This window comes from Micromonospora gifhornensis (assembly GCF_016863515.1).
In the GTDB taxonomy this organism is placed as follows: domain Bacteria; phylum Actinomycetota; class Actinomycetes; order Mycobacteriales; family Micromonosporaceae; genus Micromonospora; species Micromonospora gifhornensis.
In genome coordinates this window covers 119,538-138,915 of sequence record NZ_BOPA01000014.1, presented here as the reverse complement: position 1 = coordinate 138,915, position 19,378 = coordinate 119,538, and the positions used below count along the sequence as shown (strand labels likewise).

The following is a 19,378-nucleotide window of genomic DNA, read 5'->3' as shown; positions in this document are numbered from 1 at the left end:
GCGGCCCACCCCGCCCGACGGGACGGATCGCCGGGCGGGGCAGCGAGGCGGACCGCGACGCGCGCCGATCAGTCGAAGTCGGCCGGGTTGAAATCCTTGTGCTCGACAAGGACCAGCCAGTTGCCGGAGTTGTCGCGGGCCACGGCCTCCACCCCGTACGGGCGGTCCGCCGGTTCCTGAAGGAACTCCACGCCCTTGGCCCGCAGGTCGTCGTAGGTCTTGCGGCAGTCGTCGACGGCCAGGCCCAGGGCGAACAAGCTGCCCTCGTCGCGCGCCCGGGCGAACATCTCGGCGACTTCCGGCGACAGCGGCGGCCCGGGAAGTTGCAGGTGCACCTCCAACTCCGGTTGGCCGGGATGGCCGACGGTGCACCAGCGGTAGGAGCCGTCGCCGATGGTGATGTCGGTGCGTTCGACGAAGCCGAGCACGTCGATGTAGAACGCCTTGGCGGCGTCGATGTCCTTGACGAAAACGGTGGTCAGCGAGACGTTCGTAATCATGGGAGCCAGGCTAGGCCCCGTCGGCGCCGGGGCGGCTTCTCCTAGCTTGCGGCGTCGCCGCGTCGCTCCGCGAACCCCCACATGAACACGAAACAGCCCGGGATGTGCGGGGTGCCGGCCTGCGCCCAACGACGCTGGAACTCGCGGGGTGACTCGCCGACGAGTTCCCGGAACCGGCTGCTGAACGAGCCGAGGCTGGCGAAGCCGACCGCGTAGCAAACCTCGGTCACGGTGAGGTTGGTGGCCCGCAACAGGTCCTGGGCCCGCTCGATGCGCCGTTGCGACAGGTACGCGGCCGGCGAGAGCCCGTACGTGATGGTGAACAATCGATGAAAGTGATATTTGCTGATGCCGGCGACGGCCGCGACGGCGGCGAGGTCCAGCGCCTCGGTGTAGTGGCGGTCCATGTGGTCGCGTGCGCGGCGCAGGTGAACCCGAAGGTCACCGGGAGCCCGGCTCGGTGGTCGGCTCATCACGGGCAAGTTTATGTGACAGCCAACGCGAGAACGATCCGCATGACTGTAACGAACCAGCCTGGTCGTACGCCTATCCCGGGTGTAGACAGGAATCTGATCATGGCGGCGGTGCGCGGGGCGGTTCTACCGCCCGCCAGAGATCCACAACGTGAGAGGAGGGCTGGTGCGGGGCGAACTGCAACGCATCGTCGACGCCGTCGCCGCCCACGCCGGACGTCCCGCACTGATCGAGGACCGTCGGCAACGGGTCGTCGTGTACAGCGAGCAGAACGGGCTTACCGACGAGGTCCGCCGGGCCTCGATCCTGCGCCGGCAGAGCAGCCCCGAGGTCGTCGCCTGGGTACGCGACCTCGGCCTTTCCGACGCACGCGGGCCGGTACGTACTCCGGCCCGACCGGATCTGGGCATGCTGCCCCGCCTGTGCGTGCCGGTGCGGCACCACGAACTGCTGCTCGGCTACGTCTGGTTCATCGACCCCGACGGCACCATGACCGACGTGGACCTGACCGCCACCGGGCTGCTCAAGGAACTCTCCCTGGCCCTGTACCGGGAGAACCTGCTCGGCGAACTGGCTGCGCAACGGGAGACCGAGGCGGCCCGTACGCTGCTCGCCGACAGCCCGGAGACCCGCGACCAGGCGGCCCGCGCCCTGCTGGAGGCGGGGATGATCGCCGCCGACGGGCCCCGGACGGCGCTTGTGGCCCGGCTGGTCGCCCCCGCGCAGCGGCAGCCGGACGAGCTGGCCCGCATCGCGCTGGAACAGGCGCTGGTGGCCGCGCGCCGACGGGCCGGCATCAGGGAGGCCCTGCATCTGATCCGCCACGACCACGGCGTGCTGCTGCTACCGGCCGAGCCGGTCGCCGGACGACCCGCTCCCGAGGTCGCCGCCCGGCAACTCGACGAGGACCTGCAACACGTCACCCGCGCGCTCGGCTCGGTGGAACGTACCGTGGTCGGCGTCGGTCAGACGCGAGCGCGGTTGGCCGACGCCGCCGAGTCGTACGTCGAGGCCCTGCACGCGGCACGGGTCGGTGCGCAACTGCCGGCGCTGGGCCAGGTCGTCTTCTGGTCCGGTCTGGGTAGCTACCGGGCGCTGGCCCGACTCGGCGACCAGCAGCTCACGGTGGCCGACGTGCATCCCGGGCTGGCCCGGCTGCTGGCCACCCCGGGCAGTGAGGTCCTGCTGACCACACTGGAGCGATACCTGGACCAGGCCGGCAACGCGCACGCCACCGCCGCCCGGCTGCGGCTGCACCGCACCACCCTCTACTACCGACTGCAACGGATCGAGGAACTCGCCGACACCGACCTCAAGGACGGCGACGAGCGGCTCTGCCTGCATCTGGGGCTCAAGCTGGCCCGGTTGACCGGGCAGCATCGGCCCGAGGAGTAGACCATCTGCGACACACGTAGTAACCCGGCTCGGAGATCTTCGACAGGTGACCGATGACCGATGGCAGGTCGATCCCTAGGTTCGGCCGAGGGTTCCGGAAAGCAGGGGGTGGCGCGGTGGTCGGGCGATGGCTCGGGCGGTTCGTCGTGCCCGCCATCTTCGCGGCGATCTTCGTCGCGCCACTGTGGTTCATGCTGGTCGGCTCGCTGCGACCGGCCGGTTCCCCACCACCGCGCACCCTGGAACTGTGGCCGGCCGATCCCACCACCGCCGCGTACACCCGGCTGCCGGAACTGGTGCCGCTGGCGCGGTACCTGGCCAACTCGGCGCTGGTGGTGGCACTGGCCGTACCGCTGACCGTGCTGGTGGCCGCGTTGACCGGATTCGGGCTGCGGCTGCTGTCCGGGACCGCGCGCCGCCGGGCGCTGCTCGCGCTGCTGGTCGTGCTGCTGGTGCCGGTCACCGCCGTGTGGGCCACCCGGTTCGAGGTGTTCCGGCTCTTCGGCGCGGTCGACACGTACCTGCCGCTGCTGGCGCCGGCGGCACTGGCCGTCAGCCCGTTCCTGATCCTGCTGTACGCCTGGAGTTTCGGCGGCATCCCGGACAGCCAGTTGCAGGCCGCGCGGCTGGAGGGCGCCGGGTGGCTGACCATCTGGCGACGGTTGGCGATGCCGCAGGTCAAACCGGCGACGCTGGCCGTGGCGGTGCTCGCCTTCACCTTCCACTGGTCCAACTTCATCGACCCGCTGCTCTATCTGACCAGCGGCGACCGCTACACCTGGCCGTTGGGGCTGCGGTTCCTGCTGCTGCTCAACCCGACGGACTGGCCGCTGCTGATGGCCGGCAGCGTGATCGCCACCGCGCCGTGCGTACTTGTGTTTCTGCTCGCCCAGCGGATCCTGCTGGCCGACGATCCACTGGCGGCGCTTCGCTCGAAAGGAAACCGATGACCTCCCTCTGGCGGCGCGTCTGCGCCACCCTGCTGACGGTGCTGCTGGTCGGCACCGGATGCTCGTCCGGTGACAAGGCGACGGACGACAGCGGCATCACCGTCGTGCTGTTCGGTGACGCCGAGGAGATCGCCGGCTACCGGGACCTGGTCGCCGGCTTCACCACCGCCCATCCCGACATTCCGGTCACCCTCTCCCCCGTGGCCACCCAGGACGAACTGATGGCGCGGTTGACCACCTCGTTCGCCGGGGGTCAGCCGCCGGACGTGTTCCTGCTCAACTACCGCCGCTACGGGCAGTTCGCCGCGCAGGGGGCGATCGAGCCGGTGCAGGCGTACCTGGACTCCAGCGAGGCGATCCGGGAGAGCGACTTCAGCCCGCGGTCCCTGGACGCGTTCCGGTTCGACGGTCTGGAGTTGACCTGCCTGCCGCAGAACCTGTCCTCGCTTGTCGTCTACTACAACGTCGACCTGTTCACCGCCGCCGGCATTCCCGCCCCGACCGCGGGCTGGACCTGGGACGACTTCCTCGCCGCGGCGAAGGCGTTGACCCGCGACGGCCGCTACGGCGTCGGTGTCGACCCGTCGCTGCCCCGACTCGCCCCGTTCGTCTGGTCCAACGGTGGTGAGCTGGTCGACGATTCGGACAAGCCGAGCCGGCTGACCCTCACCGACAACCCGTCCTCCCGGGCGGCCGTCGACTGGTTCCTCGACCTGCAGTCGCGCCACGGCGTGGTGCCGCCGGACGCCGAGGAACAGAGCGAGTCCAGTGAGGCCCGGTTCCTGCGCGGCACGCTCGGCATGTACCTCAACAGCCGGGTCGCCGTGCCCACCCTGCGCACCATCACCGACTTCACCTGGGACGTCGCGCCGCTGCCGGTGGCACCGGGCGGGAAGCCGGCGTCGATCCTGCACAGCGACGCGTACTGCATGAGCGCCGGCCTGGCCGACCACCGTCCGGCGTGGCGGTTCATCGAGTACGCGATGGGCGACGCCGGGCAGCGCACCCTCGCCGAGTCGGGTCGTACGGTGCCGTCGCGGCTGGAGGTGGCGAACTCCCCCGCCTTCCTCGACCCGACCAAGGCGCCCCGGTCCTCGCAGGTGTTCCTCGACGCGGAGCCGTACCTGCGGGCCACTCCCCGTACCGGCAGCTGGTCGCGGGTGGAGAAGGAGGGCAACAGCCTGCTGGCCGAGGTCTTCTACGGCCGCATCGACCGCGAGGACGGGCTGCGCCAACTGGAGGATCGGGTCCGTCCACTGTTCTCGGTGGGCAAGTGAGAGGCGTCATCCGACTGGAGGCCCTGACCCGCTCGTACGGCGGCAAACCCGCCGTCGATCGCGTGGACCTGGAGGTGGCGGCCGGGGAGTTGATCACCCTGGTCGGCCCCTCCGGGTCCGGCAAGTCGACAATCCTGCGGCTGATCGCCGGCCTGGACCGGCCCGACAGCGGCCGGATCCTGGTCGACGACGTCGACGTCGCCACGGTCCCGCCGCCCCGGCGGGCGGTGGCCATGGTCTTCCAGGACTACGCGCTCTTTCCGCACCTGACCGTGCTGGGCAACCTCACCTTCGGGCTGCGGGTGCGCAAGGTGCGCCGGGCCGAGGCGGAGCAGCGGGCCCGGGTCGCCGCGCAGCGGCTCGGCATCGACGACCTGCTGGACCGCTACCCCGACCAGATGTCCGGCGGCCAGCGTCAACGGGTGGCGCTGGCCCGGGCGTTGTTGCGCGACCCGAGCGTCTACCTGCTCGACGAGCCACTGGCCAGCCTGGACGGTCCGCTGCGCTTCGCCACCCGCACCGACCTGCTGGCCCTGCACCGGGAACTGCGCACCACCACCATCCACGTCACCCACGACCAGCACGAGGCGATGACCCTCGGCGACCGGGTGGTGGTGCTCGCCGACGGGCAGATCCGCCAGGTCGGCCCACCCCAGCAGGTGTACGACGAGCCCGCCGACACCTTCGTCGCCGGATTCCTCGGCAGCCCGCCGATGAACCTGGTACCCGGCGGCGGAGTGCTCGGCGGCGACGCCACCCTGACCATCGGCGTACGGCCGGAGGATCTGGCCCTCGACGACGCCGGGCCGGTCACCGCCACCGTCGAGGCGGTGGAGTCGCTGGGCAGCGAGGCGAACCTGTCGACCCGCTGCCCGGACGGCACCCGGCTGATCGTGCGCACCGGCCCTCGCCCCGGCGTGGCTGGCGGAGACGAGGTGCGGCTGCGCGCCGATCGGCTGCACCGGTTCGACGCGACCACCGGCCGACGGCGATGAGCCGTCCCCGGCGGCCCCTGACCGGCTGGGCGTTCCTCGCCCCGTACGCCATTGCGGTGGCGCTGCTGGTCGCGGTGCCGGCACTGCTCAACCTCGGGTACGCGTTCACCGACCACACCGGCCTGACCCGGGATCCGCAGTTCATCGGGCTGGACAACATCCGTCGGATGCTCGACGACCGGTTCCTGCTCGACAGCATGGAAGCCTCCCTGTTCCACGTGGCGCTCGCCGTGCCGGTACGGTTCGTCGCCGCGGTGGGGCTCGGTCTGCTGCTCGCCGCCCCCCGCCCGGGTGGCCGCTGGTTCCGCACCGCCGTCTACCTGCCCACCGTCATCCCCGACGTGGCTCTGGCGGTGCTGTTCCTGTGGGTGCTCAACCCGCTGTACGGGCCGCTGAACCAGCTTCTCGGGCTGTTCGGTCACGAGGGCTACAACTGGCTCGCCGACCCGACCACGGCCCGCATCGGGGTGGTGTTGATGCTGGCCTTCCCGATCGGTGAGGGCTTCGTGGTGGTGCTCGCCGCCCGCCGGCTGCTCAACGGGCGACTGTACGAGGCGGCGGCGTTGGAGGGCTGCGGACCGTTCGGACAGTTGCGCCGGCTCACCCTGCCGTTGCTCGCCCCGGTGCTGGTGCTGCTGGCGGTACGGGACATCATCCTCACCCTCCAGGTCAACTTCGTGCCCGCGTACGTGCTCACCGACGGCCGACCCGCAAACGCCACGCTGTACCTGCCGGTGTACATCTTCGACCAGGTCTTCGAGTTCTCCGGCTTCGCGTACGGTTCCCTCGTCACCATCCTGTTGATGCTGATCACTGCCGTGATCATCATCGTGTTGCTGCTTGCCGTACGACGCTGGCGGGTGCTGCGATGAGCTGGCATCCTGCTGCGATGAGATTGCGGGTACTGGTCGCCACCGTCGTCGTCCTCCCGCTGTTGGCCGCCTGTGGTGGCGGCTCGGCGGCACCGTCACCCGGCGGCGGACGCGACCTGTTGGCGAATCTGCCCAGCTGTGACCGGGTGCCGATGGACGATCCGGAGGTCGAGGCCGAGGTGCCGGGTCTGGCCCTGCCGGAGGGTTCCCGGGTCACCGCCGTGGTGCAGCAGGGCGTGCTGACCACGGTTGAGGCGACTCTGCGGATGTCTCCACTGGACGTTCGCGCACACTATGAGCAGCGCACGGACATCGATGTGCTGCGCGTGGAGGACGAGATCTTCGAGACCGAGGTGTTGGCCCGGACCGAGGCGCGGCGGATGTACCTGCGTGCCTCGGCGCTGTGTGCTGACGGCTCCAGCCTGACCGTCGTGGTGGGACCCGATTCCGAGGACGCCGGTCTGCCCGAGTTCCGCAGCGGCGGATGACCCGCCTCGACAATTGTCCTAACCAGACCGGGGGTTTCCTCGACAGTTGATCGGTGACGTGCACCGACCAGCGATCTAGCGTGCGCAGCAAGGACCGTTCGTGTCCGGATCAGGAGAGACCCCCATGAAACTCACGTTCGCGAGGCACTATCGCGGACTGGCGGCGACAGCTGTGGTCGGGCTGCTCGCCACGGTCGCGTTGGCCGCGTCGTCCAGCCCACCCCCCGCTGCTGAACCGTCGCTGGCCACCAACCTGCCGACCGGCCCCATGGAGATGCCGGACGAGTGGATGACCGCCCAGCGGTTGAGTGACGGCAGCACCAGCCTGTCGGTCACCCAGTACGCCAACGCCCGGAGCCAGGCCAACCAGCTCGCCGTCCGCACCAAGAACAGCTACCGCAAGCTCGGCAACCAGGAGTGGGACTTCTTCGGTCCGCTGAACATCGGTGGCCGGGTCCCCGACCTCGTGGTCGACCCGCAGGTGCCGGACCAGCTGTTCATCGCCGCCGCCTCCGGTGGTGTGTGGAAGTCCAGCGATGCCGGTGACACCTTCACCCCGGTCTGGCCGGACAGCTGGTCCCAGCCCATCGGTGCGCTGGCCATGACCAGCGACGGCGTCCTGTTCGCCGGCACCGGTGAGGCCCAGCCGGGCGGTGGTTCCATCACCTTCGGTGGTGACGGCATCTACCGCTCCACCGACCGCGGGGGCTCCTGGGAGCGGGTCGGTCTGACCGACAGCCACGCCATCGGCCGGCTCGCGATCGACCCGACCAACGAGGACCGGATCTTCGCGGCGGCCAGCGGCAACCTGTTCATCCCCGGCGGCGAGCGCGGCGTCTACCTCAGCGAGGACGGCGGTGACAACTGGCGTCAGGTGCTCGCCCCGCTGAACGACACCACCGGCGCCACCGAGGTGATCATCGACCCGAGCAACCCCAACCGGGTGTACGCGGCGATGTGGGACCACCTGCGCGAGCCGCACCAGCGCACCTACGGTGGCCCCGGTTCCAGCCTCTGGCGCTCGAACGACGGCGGTGAGACCTGGCAGCGGATGACCAACGGTCTGCCCACCGACGCCGACCAGGGCCGCTGGGGCCTGGCCGTCGCGGCGAACAACCCGCAGCGCCTCTACGCGTACGTGGGCACCGCCATCGGCCCGTTCCGGGCGTTCTACCGCTCCGACAACGGCGGTGACAGCTGGACGCTGATGCCGGTCAACGCGAACCAGGCCTCGCAGTCGACCTTCAGCTGGTGGTTCGGCAAGATCTGGGTCGACCCGGCCGACGCCGACCACCTGTTCCTGATGGGTGTCAACCTGATGCGCTCCACCAACGGCGCGCAGAGCTTCTCCTCGGTGCGCGGTCCGCACGCCGACCAGCACGTCATGCGCTGGGACCCGAAGGTGCCGGGCCGGGTCTACCTCGGCAACGACGGCGGCGTCTACCGCTCGGAGCAGAACGGCGCGGCCGGCTGGGTGAAGGCCACCGACGAGCGGTACACCCAGTTCTACACCGTCGACGTGGCGGAGACCGACCCGAGCCTGAAGGTCGCCGGCGCCCAGGACAACGGCTGCAACCGCGGCTACAACGGCCGCCTCGGCCCGTGGGAGGCCATCGGCTGTGGTGACGGTCTGCAGACCATCATCCACCCGGAGAACCCGAACATCGTCTTCGGGTGCAGCCAGTACGGTTCCTGCTACCGGTCGGAGAACGCCGGTGGCACGCCGCGGCAGACCATCGGTACCGGCCAGACCACCTCGCAGCGGCGTAACTGGCTGACCCCGCTGCTGTTCGACCCGAACGACCCGAACGTCATGTACTACGCCGGCAACATCCTCAACCGGTCGACGGACAACGGTCGTACCTGGACCCCGATCAGCCCTGACCTGACCAACGGTGGCCCGAACGACCCGTCCGGCTACCCGTGGGGCACGATCACCACTGTCGCCGTCGCGCCCAGCGACAGCAACACCCTCTACGTGGGCACCGACGACGGCAAGGTCTGGTGGACCCGTGACCTCGGCGCCACCTGGAACGAGGTGAACTCGGCGCAGTTGCCGGGCACCTGGGTCACCCGGATCGCGGTCAACCCGAAGGACGCCAAGATCGCGTACGCGACCTTCTCCGCCTTCCGTTCGGGCAGCAGCCGGGCGCACGTGCTGATGACCCGCGACGGTGGGCAGACCTGGAGCAACATCGGGCAGGGCCTGCCCGACGCTCCGGTCAACTCGATCGTCCCGACCTCCGACGGTCTGCTGATGGTCGGCACCGACGTCGGCGTCTTCCTCTCCGCCTGGAACGGCGGGGAGTGGGCCGCGCTCGGCAAGAACCTGCCGCAGGCTCCGGTGATGTACCTGCGTTACCACGAGCCGAGCCGGCAGCTGACCGCCGCCACGTTCGGCCGCGGCATCTACGACGTGTCCGTGCCGAGCTGCCCGGCCTCGTCGACCAAGCTGCCGCTGAAGAACCCGGGTGTCGGCGTGGTGGGCGTACTGAACTCCTGCCGCTAGCCTGATCGGCCGCCACCGCACCGGCCCGCCGAGGTGATCACCAATCGGCTGGTCTCGGGGCGGTGGCGGTCGGACCGCTCGAACAATCCGGAGGCCACCTCCCCAGCCCGGGGCGGTGGCCTCCGGCCTGAGCAGCTAACGCAGGCGGCGGGCCGGGAACCGGTTCGGCGGGTGGGCGATCGCCTCCTGGGCGGCGATCAGCTGGAGTTCGCGGGTGCCGGCGGCCAGGGTCGCCTCCAGCACGGCGAAGATCGAGGCGGTGGTCCGTTCCAGCGCGATGGCCGGCGAGCCGCTGATCCGAAGGTGCGCGAGGTAGAGCGCGGCGGTGACGTCGCCGCCGCCGTTCGGGTTGATCGGCAGCAGCGGGGTGGTCACCGCCCAGGCGCCCTCGTCGGAGACCGCCACCACGTCCAGCGATCCCGCCGGTACGGCACCGTGCAGCACGCTGGTGACCAGGACGTGCCGTGGCCCGCTCGCCCGGACGATGTCGACGGCGGCCAGCAGATCCACCACCGAGTCGGTCCGGCGGCCGGCGAGGAACTCCAGCTCGAACTGGTTCGGGGTGACGATGTCGGCTCGGGGCACCACCACGTCGCGCAGGTACTCGGGGATGCCCGGCCGGACGAACATGCCCCGGCCCACGTCGCCCATGACCGGGTCGCAGCAGTAGACGGCGTCCGGGTTGGCGGTCTTGACCAGGCTCACCGCGTCGAGGATCACCGCGCCCATCGCCGGGTCGCCCTGGTAGCCGGAGAGAATCGCGTCGGCGTCACCGAGGACGCCCCGGTCGGCGATACCGGCGATCACCTCGGCGACGTCGGCCGGGGCCAGCAGCGGCCCGCGCCACGCGCCGTACCCGGTGTGGTTGGAGAAGTGCACGGTCAGTACCGGCCAGACCTCGTGCCCGAGTCGTTGCAGCGGAAACACGGCGGCAGAGTTGCCGACGTAGCCGTAGGCGACCGAGGACTGGATGGACAGGATTTTCACCGTCTCATCATGGCGGGCGCTGCTGCGGGCCGCGTCGGGACCCGGGCGAAGCTGCCCGGCGTCGGCCGTACGGCACTGGCGGCAGGTGTCGCAGCACCGGGGTGCGGGCCACCCGTCAGGGTGGCCCGCACCGTCGGTTTCCTACTCGAACAGGGACAGGGTCAGCGTCGAGGTGTACGCACCAGCCTCGACGTCCGCCGGAGTCCGCAGGAACAGATCCGCGTCAACCGTGTACTCGCCACCGGCGACCGCACCGGAGTCGAAGGTCGACACCAGCAGCTCCTGGTCGACCAGACCCACGTTGTTACCCGGCTGAGTCGGCTCGTCCAACACCGTGACGACCTCCTCACCCTCACTGACCAGACCGGTGTCCCCACCGTCGATCAGCTTCGGCTTCCAACCCAGGTGACCGGCACCGATCGGCGCCTGACCCGCGTCACCGACGAAATCGGTCGCGCTACCCAACACCGCCCACGCCGCACCAGCCGGCACCTCGTCGGCCGTACGAGTGTCCGTCACCGTCACCGTCGGCAGGTTGCCGGTGAACTGACGGACCAGCAGCGTCGACCCGTCCTCCGACAACATCACCGAATCGGCGGCCACCGTCATCGCCAGGACACCCGGCTCCCGAATCTCCTCGATCTCGACGGTCACCTCCACCCCGGCCTCGTCACCCGGCTCGGCGAAGGCAGGCGAACCCACCGCCACCACACCGGCCAGCAGCGCACCGGACGCACCGGCCGCCAGCAGCCGCTTACGACTCCATGTGTTCATTCGTTTCTCCGTCGTCGCTTGTCAGTTACTGGGCGGGCCGAGGGTCGGCGCAGTTGACGGCCGCGTACTCCCCGGTGACCGTGGTGGTCACCGTCTCGCCGCCGAGAGCCCCGGTGGCGTGCGCCGAGGCGGAGCCGGCCGAGACCGTCCCGGCCCGGGTGTTGAACTGCTGGAAGGTGCTCGCGCCCGGCGCGACGTTGACGGCGGCCTTGGTGCCGTAGGTGCTCTCCAGGGAGATGCTCACGGCCGCGTCGTTGTGGTTGTGCGCCTGCACCGCGACGTACGCCTTGCCGGCCACACACCGCACCTGGCTGGTCACCGTGACCCGCAGTGCCTCCGGGTCCCAGGCCTTCGTCGTGTTGTGGTTGGTGCCGGTGCCGTCGGGCAGGTAGCCGTTCTCGACGTTGCCCTTCGAATCCACCGAGAACCAGTTCACGGTGGTGCCGTTCGGCAGGGTCAGGGTCTCCCCACCCTCACGCACACCCGCCGAGCCGTAGAGGGTCGACTCCAGGGTGGGCCGGCTGCCGTCGACGGTGTAGAAGACACCCGCCGGCTCGCTGGTGTCGAAGGTGACGTCGACCATGCCCGCCGTGGCGCTCGGCTCGACAGTGATCGTGCTGGTCGGGGCCGCCGTGTCGGTGTCGTAGTCGCGGGCCACCCGCAGCATCTCGACCAGACCGTTGGAGAACTCCATGGTCTCTTCCTTGGCCGATGCCCACGCCGGCTGGAAGGACGTGCCGACCTCGAAGTTCCAGGCGTAGATGCCGTACTTGTACCAGAGCATGTCACCGGAGTTGCCGGCCGCCGAGTAGAGCACGTCGGCGATCGGACCGGTCCGCGCCGGGGTGACGGCCAGGTTGCGGTGCCGCTTGATGGCGGTGAGGATCCGCGACGAGGCACCCCAGAACAGCGACTCCTCGGCCAGCGTCGGCCGCGGCGCCGAGATCCGGCCCGGGGTCGCGTAGGCGCCGGGCGACCACATGAAGTAGTTGCCCGAGGAGTGCAGGTTCATCGAGAACTTGATGTTGCCCCGAGAGGCCATCCAGTCGACGTTCTTGTTCTCCGGCTCCGACAGCTCGCTCGGCCCGGCGTACGTGCCGCTGGTGCAGCTGGCCGAGGCGCCCGAGTAGCCGTCGAAGAGGCTGTACTCGGTGTAGTTGCGGTTGTTGTCCACACCCCAGGAGGTACGGCCGAGGAAGTCCCCGTTCGTCTCGGTGGTGCAGTGGTTGGTCATGTTCTTACGCTGCGAGTTGAAGTCGTAGAACGAGTAGTGCCCGCCGTCCGGGTTGACCGACGGTGCGATCCAGATGTCCAGGTTGTCGACCAGGTCGCGGGTGTTGGCGTCCTGCTCGTAGTTGCGCAGCAGCCGCTCGGCGGTCTCGATGGTCACCAGCGGCGGCACCCACTCACGGGCGTGCTCCTGGGCGTAGGCCAGGACACCGAGCTTGGAGCCGTCGCGGTGCTTGCCGATCCGGATGGCGTAGACGGAGTGCGGCTCGCGGGAGACCGACTCCGGCGCGGAGAGGCCGTCCGACAGCTTGGTCGGCGCGGCCGGCGCGACCACACCGGCGCCCTCGTTACCCCGATAGGTGTACGCCGTGAGCAGCGTGCCCGCCTCCGCGTTGAGCGCGGCGGCGACCTGCGCGGCGGTGCTGGTGACCGCGCCGGAGGCGTCGGTGGCCAGGCTGACCCGCACGTCGTTGCCGGTGACGGTCACCGTCAGCGCCGAGTCGGCGGCACCGGGGTTGACCAGTTCGACCGAGATGTCGTTGCCGCCCTCGTGGCCCCAGGCCAGCGAGTCGACGCCGACCCGGCTGGCGTTGGCGCTACCGAGCACGGCCTGGGCCTTGCGCCGGTAGCCGTTGGTCTTGTGCGGCAGCTCGACGATCTCGGAGATGGCCGGGTACTGCGCGGCCAGGGTGTGGATCCGGTCGTACAGCTCCGTGGGGGTCAGGTAGCTGTTGACGAAGTCCTTCTGGTAGCCCGGGCCCTCGGGGGCGTCACCGGAGATCGGCAGCCACTCCTTGACCTTGGCCACCGCGACGTCACCGGTGGGGCTGGTGATCTGCACGTACTCCGGCTTGCTCGTCACGTTCGACGCGCCCCGGTGGTACATGTAGACCCCGGCGTCGACGAAGCGGGTGATGTTCTGCGTACCGCCGGAGCCCATCTCGGTGCCCGGCCCACTGTCCCGGGAGACGGTGAGGGCGTTGTTGGCGTCTTGGCCGCCCGCCCACTTCGCCTCCACCGACAGCACCTGGCTGGTGCCGTTGGTGTAGTAGTCGGCGCGGATGATCTTCACGTCGGAGGCGGCGGCACGAGCGGCAAAGCCCGCGCCCTCCATGAACTCCTCGTTCTCGGCCAGGTGCGCGGCGATGGTCGCCTCGCGCTCGGCGATTCGCGCCGCGGAGTCGGACGGGGTGTGCAGCACCTCGCCGAAGGTGAATCCGGCGGCGGTCAGGGTGGCCACCTCGTTACCGGTCACCACCGCGTGGACGACGATGCCGTCCTCGCTCTGGTGGACGTGGTGGTCGAGGTCGACGCCGGTGGCCACCAGCGCGTCCAACTCGTCTTTGTCGGCCAGCAGCACCTCGACCACGTTGGCCTGCTCGTCGGCAAGCCGGCCGAGGTCCTCAGGCACCTCGCTGACTCCGGTGGTGGCGGTCTGCGACACGACGGCGGCTGCCGGGTTGACCAGCAGCAGCACCGCAGTGCCGGCCGCCAGCGCGGCCGCCAGGGGTACCCGGCGTCGCCACCGGGCACTGGAACGGAATTCGGACATGAGGCTCGTAGCCCCTTCTCGGTGTGCGGTGGGGGTTAGGCATGCGCCTCGGCCGCGCTCGACTCGTGCGGGCAGCGCGGTGAGGCATCCGATGTAGACGCTGCCCGCATCACCGACTACGCAGCGTCACACACCGGACCGTTAGGAGTGATCAGGTTGCGGACAACTTTCACGCCCTGAAGGTCATCTGTCAATCGTCCCGAAGTATGGGCGGGTGATCACCCCCACCTCGGCCAACCGTCCAGGGTCACGTGTTTGACCTGCGTGCAGACTGGAGAGGCAAGAGCAAGGAAGCTTGAGTGCAAGGGGGGACCACCCGTGTCCGACAATGCCGGCAATCGGCCCAGCCGCACCTATGACCGCCCGGAAGAGGTGACCGATCCACTGCTGTGGCGGCTCGCCCTTGACGTCGCCGAGGCGCACGCTCCGGCGGAGGACGGCGGCTGCGAGCACCTGCTCTGCGCCGGACAGGACTGGCCCTGCGGGCCCTGGGAGCAGGCGCAGCGGGCCCTCAACCTGGCACAGGGCGGCTCGACGCGGCAGACCCAGGCCACCGAGCGGACCACCTACCCCGCACCGTTCACGCTGCCGGGCCGGCAGGGCGAGCAGTCGCGTGGCGACTCCGCCGCCGCCTGACCCCTCTTCCATCCCGGACGCGCCGCTCACGGGGGCGGCGCCCCACCGCCGACAGCGCCGCCCCCGGGGCGTGGAGGGTCCCGGCGATGTCAATGTAGCGTTGACAGGTGCCTGACCCGCTGGACCGTCTCGCCGGGATACCGGCGGCCCGCGACCGCCTGGACGAGGCTGAACTGGATCTCATCGACCAGGCCCGGCAGGCCGGAGCCACCTGGCAGCAGGTAGCCGGGGCGCTCGGCCTGAGCAGCCGCCAGGCCGCCGAGCAACGGCGTCAGCGGCTGACCGCCGGCCGCCGGGCCCGCCGCGCGGCGGCCGACCGGCGCTGGCCGGACGAGGTCACCGGGTTGCGCACCGCGCTCACCGGGCTGCACCGCTGGATCGAGGCGGACCGCCGGTGGGACGGCAGGTTTTCCGGCGCCAACCTGACCCGGCACACCGCCCTGCTCGCCCTGGACGCCGAACCCGGCGCCCTCCACGATCTGGCCCGGCACGTCGCCGCCGATCTCACCGCCGCCGGCCCTGAACTGCCCGGACCGGTCCGCATCATCACCGCCGAACTGCACGCCATCTTGTCAATGCCGTATTGACAGAGCCGCAGCAGTCTTGCCTCTATCCGGCTCAGCATCGAGGCTGTGAGTCAGGTCGACTCAACCCTGGAGGCGTGGTGCGGCGCAACGCGGCCCTGTTCGTGACCATCTCCGTGTTGTCCGGCTTCGGCGGCAGCGCGATGGCTCTGGTCGCCGGCATCTGGATTCTCGACCTGACCGGGTCCAGCGGGCTCGCCGCGCTCGCCGGGCTCTGCGTGTACGCCCCCACGCTCGCCGGACCGTGGCTGGGTGCCCTGGTCGACCGGCTACCCCGCCGAGGGCTGCTGATCGCGACGAACCTGACCCTGGCCGCCGTGCTGCCCACCCTGTTGGCGGTGCACGGTCCCGCGCAGCTGTGGCTGCTGTTCACCGTCTGCGCGGTGTACGGCCTCGCGTACGTCGTCGTCGATGCCGGCGAGAGCGCCATCCTGCCGGCCGCCCTCTCCCCCGCCGAACTCGGGCACGTCAACGGTTGGCGGTCCAGCGCCCAGGAGGGGGTCAAACTCGTCGCCCCGCTGGCCGGGGCCGGCCTGTACGCCTGGCGGGGCGGGCACCTCGTCGCGCTGCTCGCCGCCGTCCTGCCACTGCTGGTGGCCGTCGGGTACGCGGCGTTGCGCCTGACCCCGACCCCGCCGGCCACCGCGAGGCGACGTGGTGCGGTCCGCGCCGGTCTCGCCGTCCTGGTCGGTTCGGCGTCGATCCGCCGTCCGGTGAGCCTCGCCGCGACCGCGATCGGCATGCAGGCCCTCACCACCGCCGCCGGGTACGAGATCGTCACCGTCGAACTGGGCCTACCGGCGACCTTCCTCGGTGTGCTGCTCAGCACGCAGGGTGCCGGTTCGGTCGCCGGCGGGCTCGTCGTCGGCCGACTGATCACCCGGTTCAGCCCGACCACCGTGGCCGTCGTCGGCACCGCCCTGTTCGCGGCGAGCTGCCTGGGCCGCTGCGTGCCGTGGTGGCCGGCGGTGCTCACCGCCTCGGTGGTGGCCGGGGTCGGGCTGCCCTGGACGCTCGTCGCGGCCGTCACCGCGATCCAGACACACAGCCCCGACGATCTGCTGGGCCGCGCCTCCGCGACCGCCAACACGATCATGTTCGGGCCGATCGCGCTGGCCACCCCGCTCGGTGCCGCCGCCGTACTGCTGGGTGCCCGGCTACCACTCGTCCTCGCCGCCGCCGTCTGCCTGGCCGCCGCCGTGGCCACCGGCCGGCGGAGCCGGCCCCGATCCGGCCGGGCCGGCGCGCGGTCACCGCAGCCGGCACCGACCGGAGTCTGAGATTGAGCCGTACGGCCGACTTCAGCTGGCCTTGCGGGCGACCACCGCGTACTCGGAGACGGGCGTGGTGTCGTTACCGTCCGGCCGCCACTGCGAACAGGTGACCAGGCCGGGTTCGAGGATCTCCAGACCGTCGACGAAAGCGGCGATCTCCGCCGGGGTACGCACGGCCATCGCCGCACCGCCGCCCGCCCGCCACGAGTCCATCGCCCGATCCACCGCCTCGGGGTTGACCTCGCGGGTGGGATGGGAGATGACCAGGTACCCGCCGACGGGCAACGCCTCGACCAGACGTCGCACGATCCGGGTGGCCTCGGCGTCGTCGACCACGAAGTTCAGGATGCCGAGCAGCATGACCGCCACCGGCCGGGTGAAGTCCAGGGTGCGCCGGGCCTCGGTGAGGATGTGGTCGGGCTGGCGCACGTCGGCGTCGATGTAGTCGGTCGCACCCTGCGGGTCGCTGGTGAGCAGGGCACGCGCGTGCACCAGCACCATCGGGTCGTTGTCGACGTAGACGACCCGCGTTTCCGGAGCGACCGACTGGGCCACCTCGTGGGTGTTGTTCGCGGTGGGTAGCCCGGTGCCGATGTCGAGGAACTGCCGTACGCCTGCCTCCGCGACGAGGTGTCGCACCGCCCGGCCCAGGAACTCGCGGTTGAACCGGGCCGACTGCACCAGCTCCGGCATGTAGGCCAGGACCTGCTCGGCGGCCTCCCGGTCGGCGGCGAAGTTGTCCTTGCCGCCGAGCAGGTAGTTCCACAGTCGAGCGGAGTGGGGTATGTCGCTCTGGATGGCGGCGTTGAGCGGGGATGCGTCGGTCACCTGGGCTCTCCGATGGTGCGGTGGCACGGCTTCGTCCATCAGGGACGGTAGCACCCGGAGATCGACTGCGAAGCATCCGATGATCCACTGACAATCGACAGAACGGTGGGTGCCCAGGCCGGCACCCACCGTCAGACTTCCTGAAACCGGCCTCTGCTCCCACCACGAATGGGCGGCAGGCCGCAGACGAGACGGAGTGGTCACCCATGGGCATCTTCAGACGGCGTAGGCAGGTGCCGGAGCAACTGCCTGAGCTACCGCCATACCCGCCACCACCACCCACTCTGGCACCGGGCGACCTGGCGGTCGCGCAGCAGGTGGTCCGGGCATTCCTCGCCAGCCTCGGCGACGACGATCGGATGAGTACGGCCGCGGCGGCGGTGGTCCAGGCCGGCGGGGGCGTCACCGGTATCGAAGAACTGGTGCGCAACGTCCACCGGATCTACGAGACCGGCGACCTCGGCTTCGACCGCCCCTGGCGCTGGCTGGCCGTGGTCACCGCCGAGGCTCGGCAGCTCGGTGACCTGGTCCTGGTCGCCGACATCGCGCACTTCGTCCACCTCTGGGACATCCGGCTGCGCAGCCGGAGCGCCTCCGGGGAGGCAATGATGTTGCTGCAGTCCCCGCCACCCGACGCCGTGCGAGAGATCTACCCGATTGCCCTGGCCGCCCTGGCCGAGGTCGACCCCGACCACGTCATCGCGGACGGCACGGGCGGCATCACGGTGGCCGCGCTGCGGACCGGCATCGCCCACCGCATCCTCGACGCCGACCCGCCGTACCCTGCGGAGGTCTCGACCGAGGCCCTACGGATCGTGCCCACCTGAATGGTCCAGCCTGCGCGGCCCGGACCGTGCGGTGCCGGCCGGCAGCACAGTGCGGAGGAGCCCGGACCGCGGTCCGGGCTCCTCCGGTCAAGGCAATGGCGTCAGGCCGGAATCGCGGTGACGTACCAGAGCTGGCCGGTGACGTTCTGGCACTTGTCCATGAACGACGCGCCCTTCAGGACGGACTCCGGCGCGAACCGGTTGCCTTCCAGGCATTCGCCTTCCTTCTCCCGGAACTTCGTCTGGAGCCGGAAGAGGTTGTCACCGGCCTTGACGAACTTCCACATCTGGCCGGTGACCTCTTTACAGGTGTCGAGGAAGGCGGCGCCGCCGAGGACCTTGCCGGCGACCTGGTTGCCTTCCAGGCACTTGTCCTCGCCGAGGAACTTCGTCCGCAGCGTGTAGTAGCCGTCCGGGCGCTTGGTGAAGCTCCACGCCTGCCCGTCCACGTCCTGGCAGGTGTCCTGGAACGCGGCGCCGGCGAGGGTCGAGTTGCCGTCGATCCGGTTGCCTTCCAGACACTCGTCCTCGCCCCGGAACACCGTCTTGAGCTTGTAGTACCCCGAGGCGGCGGCGGGGAGCTGCGCCGCCGGCTGCGCCTTGACGTCGACCGTCTTCACGGCAGCGGGGTCCGAGCCGTCCACCGGGGCCTCGTTGATGGACGTGTCGATCGCCGCCGCCGCGGACGAGTCAGCGGTAGGGGATGCCGCAGCAGGGGATGCCGAACTCGTCGATGCGGTCGGCGTGGATGCCGGCGAGCTGGACGTCTCGTCCTGTGCACATCCCGTCGCGGCCACCGCGAAGACCGCCAATACCGCCACAAAACGCCTCATATTGCCCAACTTTCGTTACTGCATGGTATGGATTTCAGTTCCACCAGCTCTGTTGCGACCGCCCCGAGTCCTCTGACTGGTCACCCGAGCGGCTGGCGTCGTAACCGTACGTGTGTGCCAATGTCGACGACAACGGGCGAGCGGACGGCAAAGTCGCTCCCGTCGGGGCGTACCGGTTCGTTCCTCGGTCCTGTGTGGACGCTGACCGGTGACGGCCTATTCACCGGTCGGCTAGAAATCGCAGGGTGAAGCAGGTGAAATGTCCATAGTGGACAGTAGGCTTACGCGTAGTTCACAGTGGACGTGGTGCCACCGGCCGGACCGAGTCGAGGCCGACGGTCCATGGCCGCTCGCAGGGCCATCCGGTTCGGGGTCGGGTGGGCGTACCGCCAC

The 19,378-nt window shown here is 70.1% G+C and carries 18 protein-coding genes; 11 read left to right on the top strand and 7 right to left on the bottom strand.

What is annotated here, in order from left to right:
• Positions 1 to 68: 68 nt before the first annotated feature.
• Positions 69 to 500, bottom strand: a complete 432-nt coding sequence (locus Vgi01_RS08875) for a VOC family protein (RefSeq protein WP_204290668.1) — start codon at positions 498 to 500, stop codon at positions 69 to 71.
• Between the two features lie 41 nt (positions 501 to 541).
• The gene (locus Vgi01_RS08870; RefSeq protein ID WP_308441767.1) at positions 542 to 973 is read right to left on the bottom strand and encodes a helix-turn-helix transcriptional regulator; all 432 of its coding nucleotides are present in this window, start codon (positions 971 to 973) and stop codon (positions 542 to 544) included.
• Positions 974 to 1,139: 166 nt separating this feature from the next.
• Between Vgi01_RS08870 and Vgi01_RS08865 the strand changes: the two genes are divergently transcribed.
• From Vgi01_RS08865 to Vgi01_RS08835, 7 genes are all read left to right on the top strand, one after another.
• Positions 1,140 to 2,369 (top strand): PucR family transcriptional regulator, encoded by a 1,230-nt coding sequence (locus tag Vgi01_RS08865; protein WP_204290667.1) that lies wholly within the window; start codon positions 1,140 to 1,142, stop codon positions 2,367 to 2,369.
• Between the two features lie 116 nt (positions 2,370 to 2,485).
• On the top strand, positions 2,486 to 3,319 hold the full coding sequence (locus tag Vgi01_RS08860; protein ID WP_204290666.1) for a carbohydrate ABC transporter permease: 834 nt from the start codon (positions 2,486 to 2,488) through the stop codon (positions 3,317 to 3,319).
• Positions 3,316 to 4,596 (top strand): ABC transporter substrate-binding protein, encoded by a 1,281-nt coding sequence (locus Vgi01_RS08855; RefSeq protein ID WP_204290665.1) that lies wholly within the window; start codon positions 3,316 to 3,318, stop codon positions 4,594 to 4,596. Before Vgi01_RS08860 ends, Vgi01_RS08855 begins: the two co-directional genes overlap by 4 nt.
• Positions 4,593 to 5,591 (top strand): ABC transporter ATP-binding protein, encoded by a 999-nt coding sequence (locus Vgi01_RS08850; protein WP_102657339.1) that lies wholly within the window; start codon positions 4,593 to 4,595, stop codon positions 5,589 to 5,591. The genes Vgi01_RS08855 and Vgi01_RS08850 overlap by 4 nt, the downstream gene beginning before the upstream one ends.
• Positions 5,588 to 6,463, top strand: coding sequence for a carbohydrate ABC transporter permease (locus Vgi01_RS08845; protein WP_204290664.1), 876 nt, complete (start codon positions 5,588 to 5,590; stop codon positions 6,461 to 6,463). The genes Vgi01_RS08850 and Vgi01_RS08845 overlap by 4 nt, the downstream gene beginning before the upstream one ends.
• Before the next feature lie 17 nt (positions 6,464 to 6,480).
• Positions 6,481 to 6,951, top strand: coding sequence for a hypothetical protein (locus Vgi01_RS08840; protein ID WP_146017486.1), 471 nt, complete (start codon positions 6,481 to 6,483; stop codon positions 6,949 to 6,951).
• 124 nt (positions 6,952 to 7,075) lie between these two features.
• The gene (locus Vgi01_RS08835) at positions 7,076 to 9,460 is read left to right on the top strand and encodes a WD40/YVTN/BNR-like repeat-containing protein (RefSeq protein WP_239088840.1); all 2,385 of its coding nucleotides are present in this window, start codon (positions 7,076 to 7,078) and stop codon (positions 9,458 to 9,460) included.
• 135 nt (positions 9,461 to 9,595) lie between these two features.
• Here Vgi01_RS08835 and pdxY read toward each other — a convergent pair whose 3' ends face one another.
• The 3 genes from pdxY to Vgi01_RS08820 all read right to left on the bottom strand — a co-directional run bounded on the left by pdxY (position 9,596) and on the right by Vgi01_RS08820 (position 14,003).
• Positions 9,596 to 10,447, bottom strand: a complete 852-nt coding sequence (gene pdxY / locus Vgi01_RS08830) for a pyridoxal kinase PdxY (protein WP_013734228.1) — start codon at positions 10,445 to 10,447, stop codon at positions 9,596 to 9,598.
• 141 nt (positions 10,448 to 10,588) lie between these two features.
• Positions 10,589 to 11,221, bottom strand: a complete 633-nt coding sequence (locus Vgi01_RS08825) for a hypothetical protein (protein WP_204290663.1) — start codon at positions 11,219 to 11,221, stop codon at positions 10,589 to 10,591.
• Positions 11,222 to 11,246: 25 nt separating this feature from the next.
• The gene (locus tag Vgi01_RS08820; RefSeq protein ID WP_204290662.1) at positions 11,247 to 14,003 is read right to left on the bottom strand and encodes a M14 family metallopeptidase; all 2,757 of its coding nucleotides are present in this window, start codon (positions 14,001 to 14,003) and stop codon (positions 11,247 to 11,249) included.
• A 318-nt stretch (positions 14,004 to 14,321) separates the two neighbouring features.
• Between Vgi01_RS08820 and Vgi01_RS08815 the strand changes: the two genes are divergently transcribed.
• The 3 genes from Vgi01_RS08815 to Vgi01_RS08805 all read left to right on the top strand — a co-directional run bounded on the left by Vgi01_RS08815 (position 14,322) and on the right by Vgi01_RS08805 (position 16,503).
• Positions 14,322 to 14,639, top strand: coding sequence for a hypothetical protein (locus tag Vgi01_RS08815; protein ID WP_204290661.1), 318 nt, complete (start codon positions 14,322 to 14,324; stop codon positions 14,637 to 14,639).
• Positions 14,640 to 14,746: 107 nt separating this feature from the next.
• Complete coding sequence (locus Vgi01_RS08810; RefSeq protein ID WP_204290660.1) at positions 14,747 to 15,226, top strand: hypothetical protein; 480 nt, start codon at positions 14,747 to 14,749, stop codon at positions 15,224 to 15,226.
• A gap of 77 nt (positions 15,227 to 15,303) precedes the next feature.
• On the top strand, positions 15,304 to 16,503 hold the full coding sequence (locus tag Vgi01_RS08805; RefSeq protein ID WP_239088862.1) for an MFS transporter: 1,200 nt from the start codon (positions 15,304 to 15,306) through the stop codon (positions 16,501 to 16,503).
• A 21-nt stretch (positions 16,504 to 16,524) separates the two neighbouring features.
• On the opposite strand, the gene Vgi01_RS08800 is transcribed toward Vgi01_RS08805, so the two are convergent.
• Positions 16,525 to 17,364, bottom strand: a complete 840-nt coding sequence (locus tag Vgi01_RS08800; protein ID WP_204290658.1) for an SAM-dependent methyltransferase — start codon at positions 17,362 to 17,364, stop codon at positions 16,525 to 16,527.
• 167 nt (positions 17,365 to 17,531) lie between these two features.
• Here Vgi01_RS08800 and Vgi01_RS08795 point away from each other — a divergent pair, with 167 nt between their 5' ends.
• Positions 17,532 to 18,152, top strand: a complete 621-nt coding sequence (locus tag Vgi01_RS08795) for a hypothetical protein (RefSeq protein ID WP_146017631.1) — start codon at positions 17,532 to 17,534, stop codon at positions 18,150 to 18,152.
• A gap of 101 nt (positions 18,153 to 18,253) precedes the next feature.
• On the opposite strand, the gene Vgi01_RS08790 is transcribed toward Vgi01_RS08795, so the two are convergent.
• A complete protein-coding gene (locus tag Vgi01_RS08790) occupies positions 18,254 to 18,796 on the bottom strand; it encodes an RICIN domain-containing protein (RefSeq protein WP_102660290.1) in 543 nt (180 codons plus the stop codon).
• Positions 18,797 to 19,378 lie beyond the last annotated feature (582 nt).

Bases quoted from the DNA above. Each gene is read 5' to 3' on its own strand.
- Vgi01_RS08825 (WP_204290663.1), bottom strand. From the start codon at position 11,221: ATGAACACATGGAGTCGTAAGCGGCTGCTGGCGGCCGGTGCGTCCGGT.
- Vgi01_RS08845 (WP_204290664.1), top strand. From the start codon at position 5,588: ATGAGCCGTCCCCGGCGGCCCCTGACCGGCTGGGCGTTCCTCGCCCCG.
- Vgi01_RS08875 (WP_204290668.1), bottom strand. From the start codon at position 500: ATGATTACGAACGTCTCGCTGACCACCGTTTTCGTCAAGGACATCGAC.
- Vgi01_RS08795 (WP_146017631.1), top strand. From the start codon at position 17,532: ATGGGCATCTTCAGACGGCGTAGGCAGGTGCCGGAGCAACTGCCTGAG.
- Vgi01_RS08840 (WP_146017486.1), top strand. From the start codon at position 6,481: ATGAGATTGCGGGTACTGGTCGCCACCGTCGTCGTCCTCCCGCTGTTG.
- Vgi01_RS08855 (WP_204290665.1), top strand. From the start codon at position 3,316: ATGACCTCCCTCTGGCGGCGCGTCTGCGCCACCCTGCTGACGGTGCTG.
- Vgi01_RS08820 (WP_204290662.1), bottom strand. From the start codon at position 14,003: ATGTCCGAATTCCGTTCCAGTGCCCGGTGGCGACGCCGGGTACCCCTG.
- Vgi01_RS08800 (WP_204290658.1), bottom strand. From the start codon at position 17,364: ATGGACGAAGCCGTGCCACCGCACCATCGGAGAGCCCAGGTGACCGAC.
- Vgi01_RS08835 (WP_239088840.1), top strand. From the start codon at position 7,076: ATGAAACTCACGTTCGCGAGGCACTATCGCGGACTGGCGGCGACAGCT.
- Vgi01_RS08870 (WP_308441767.1), bottom strand. From the start codon at position 973: ATGAGCCGACCACCGAGCCGGGCTCCCGGTGACCTTCGGGTTCACCTG.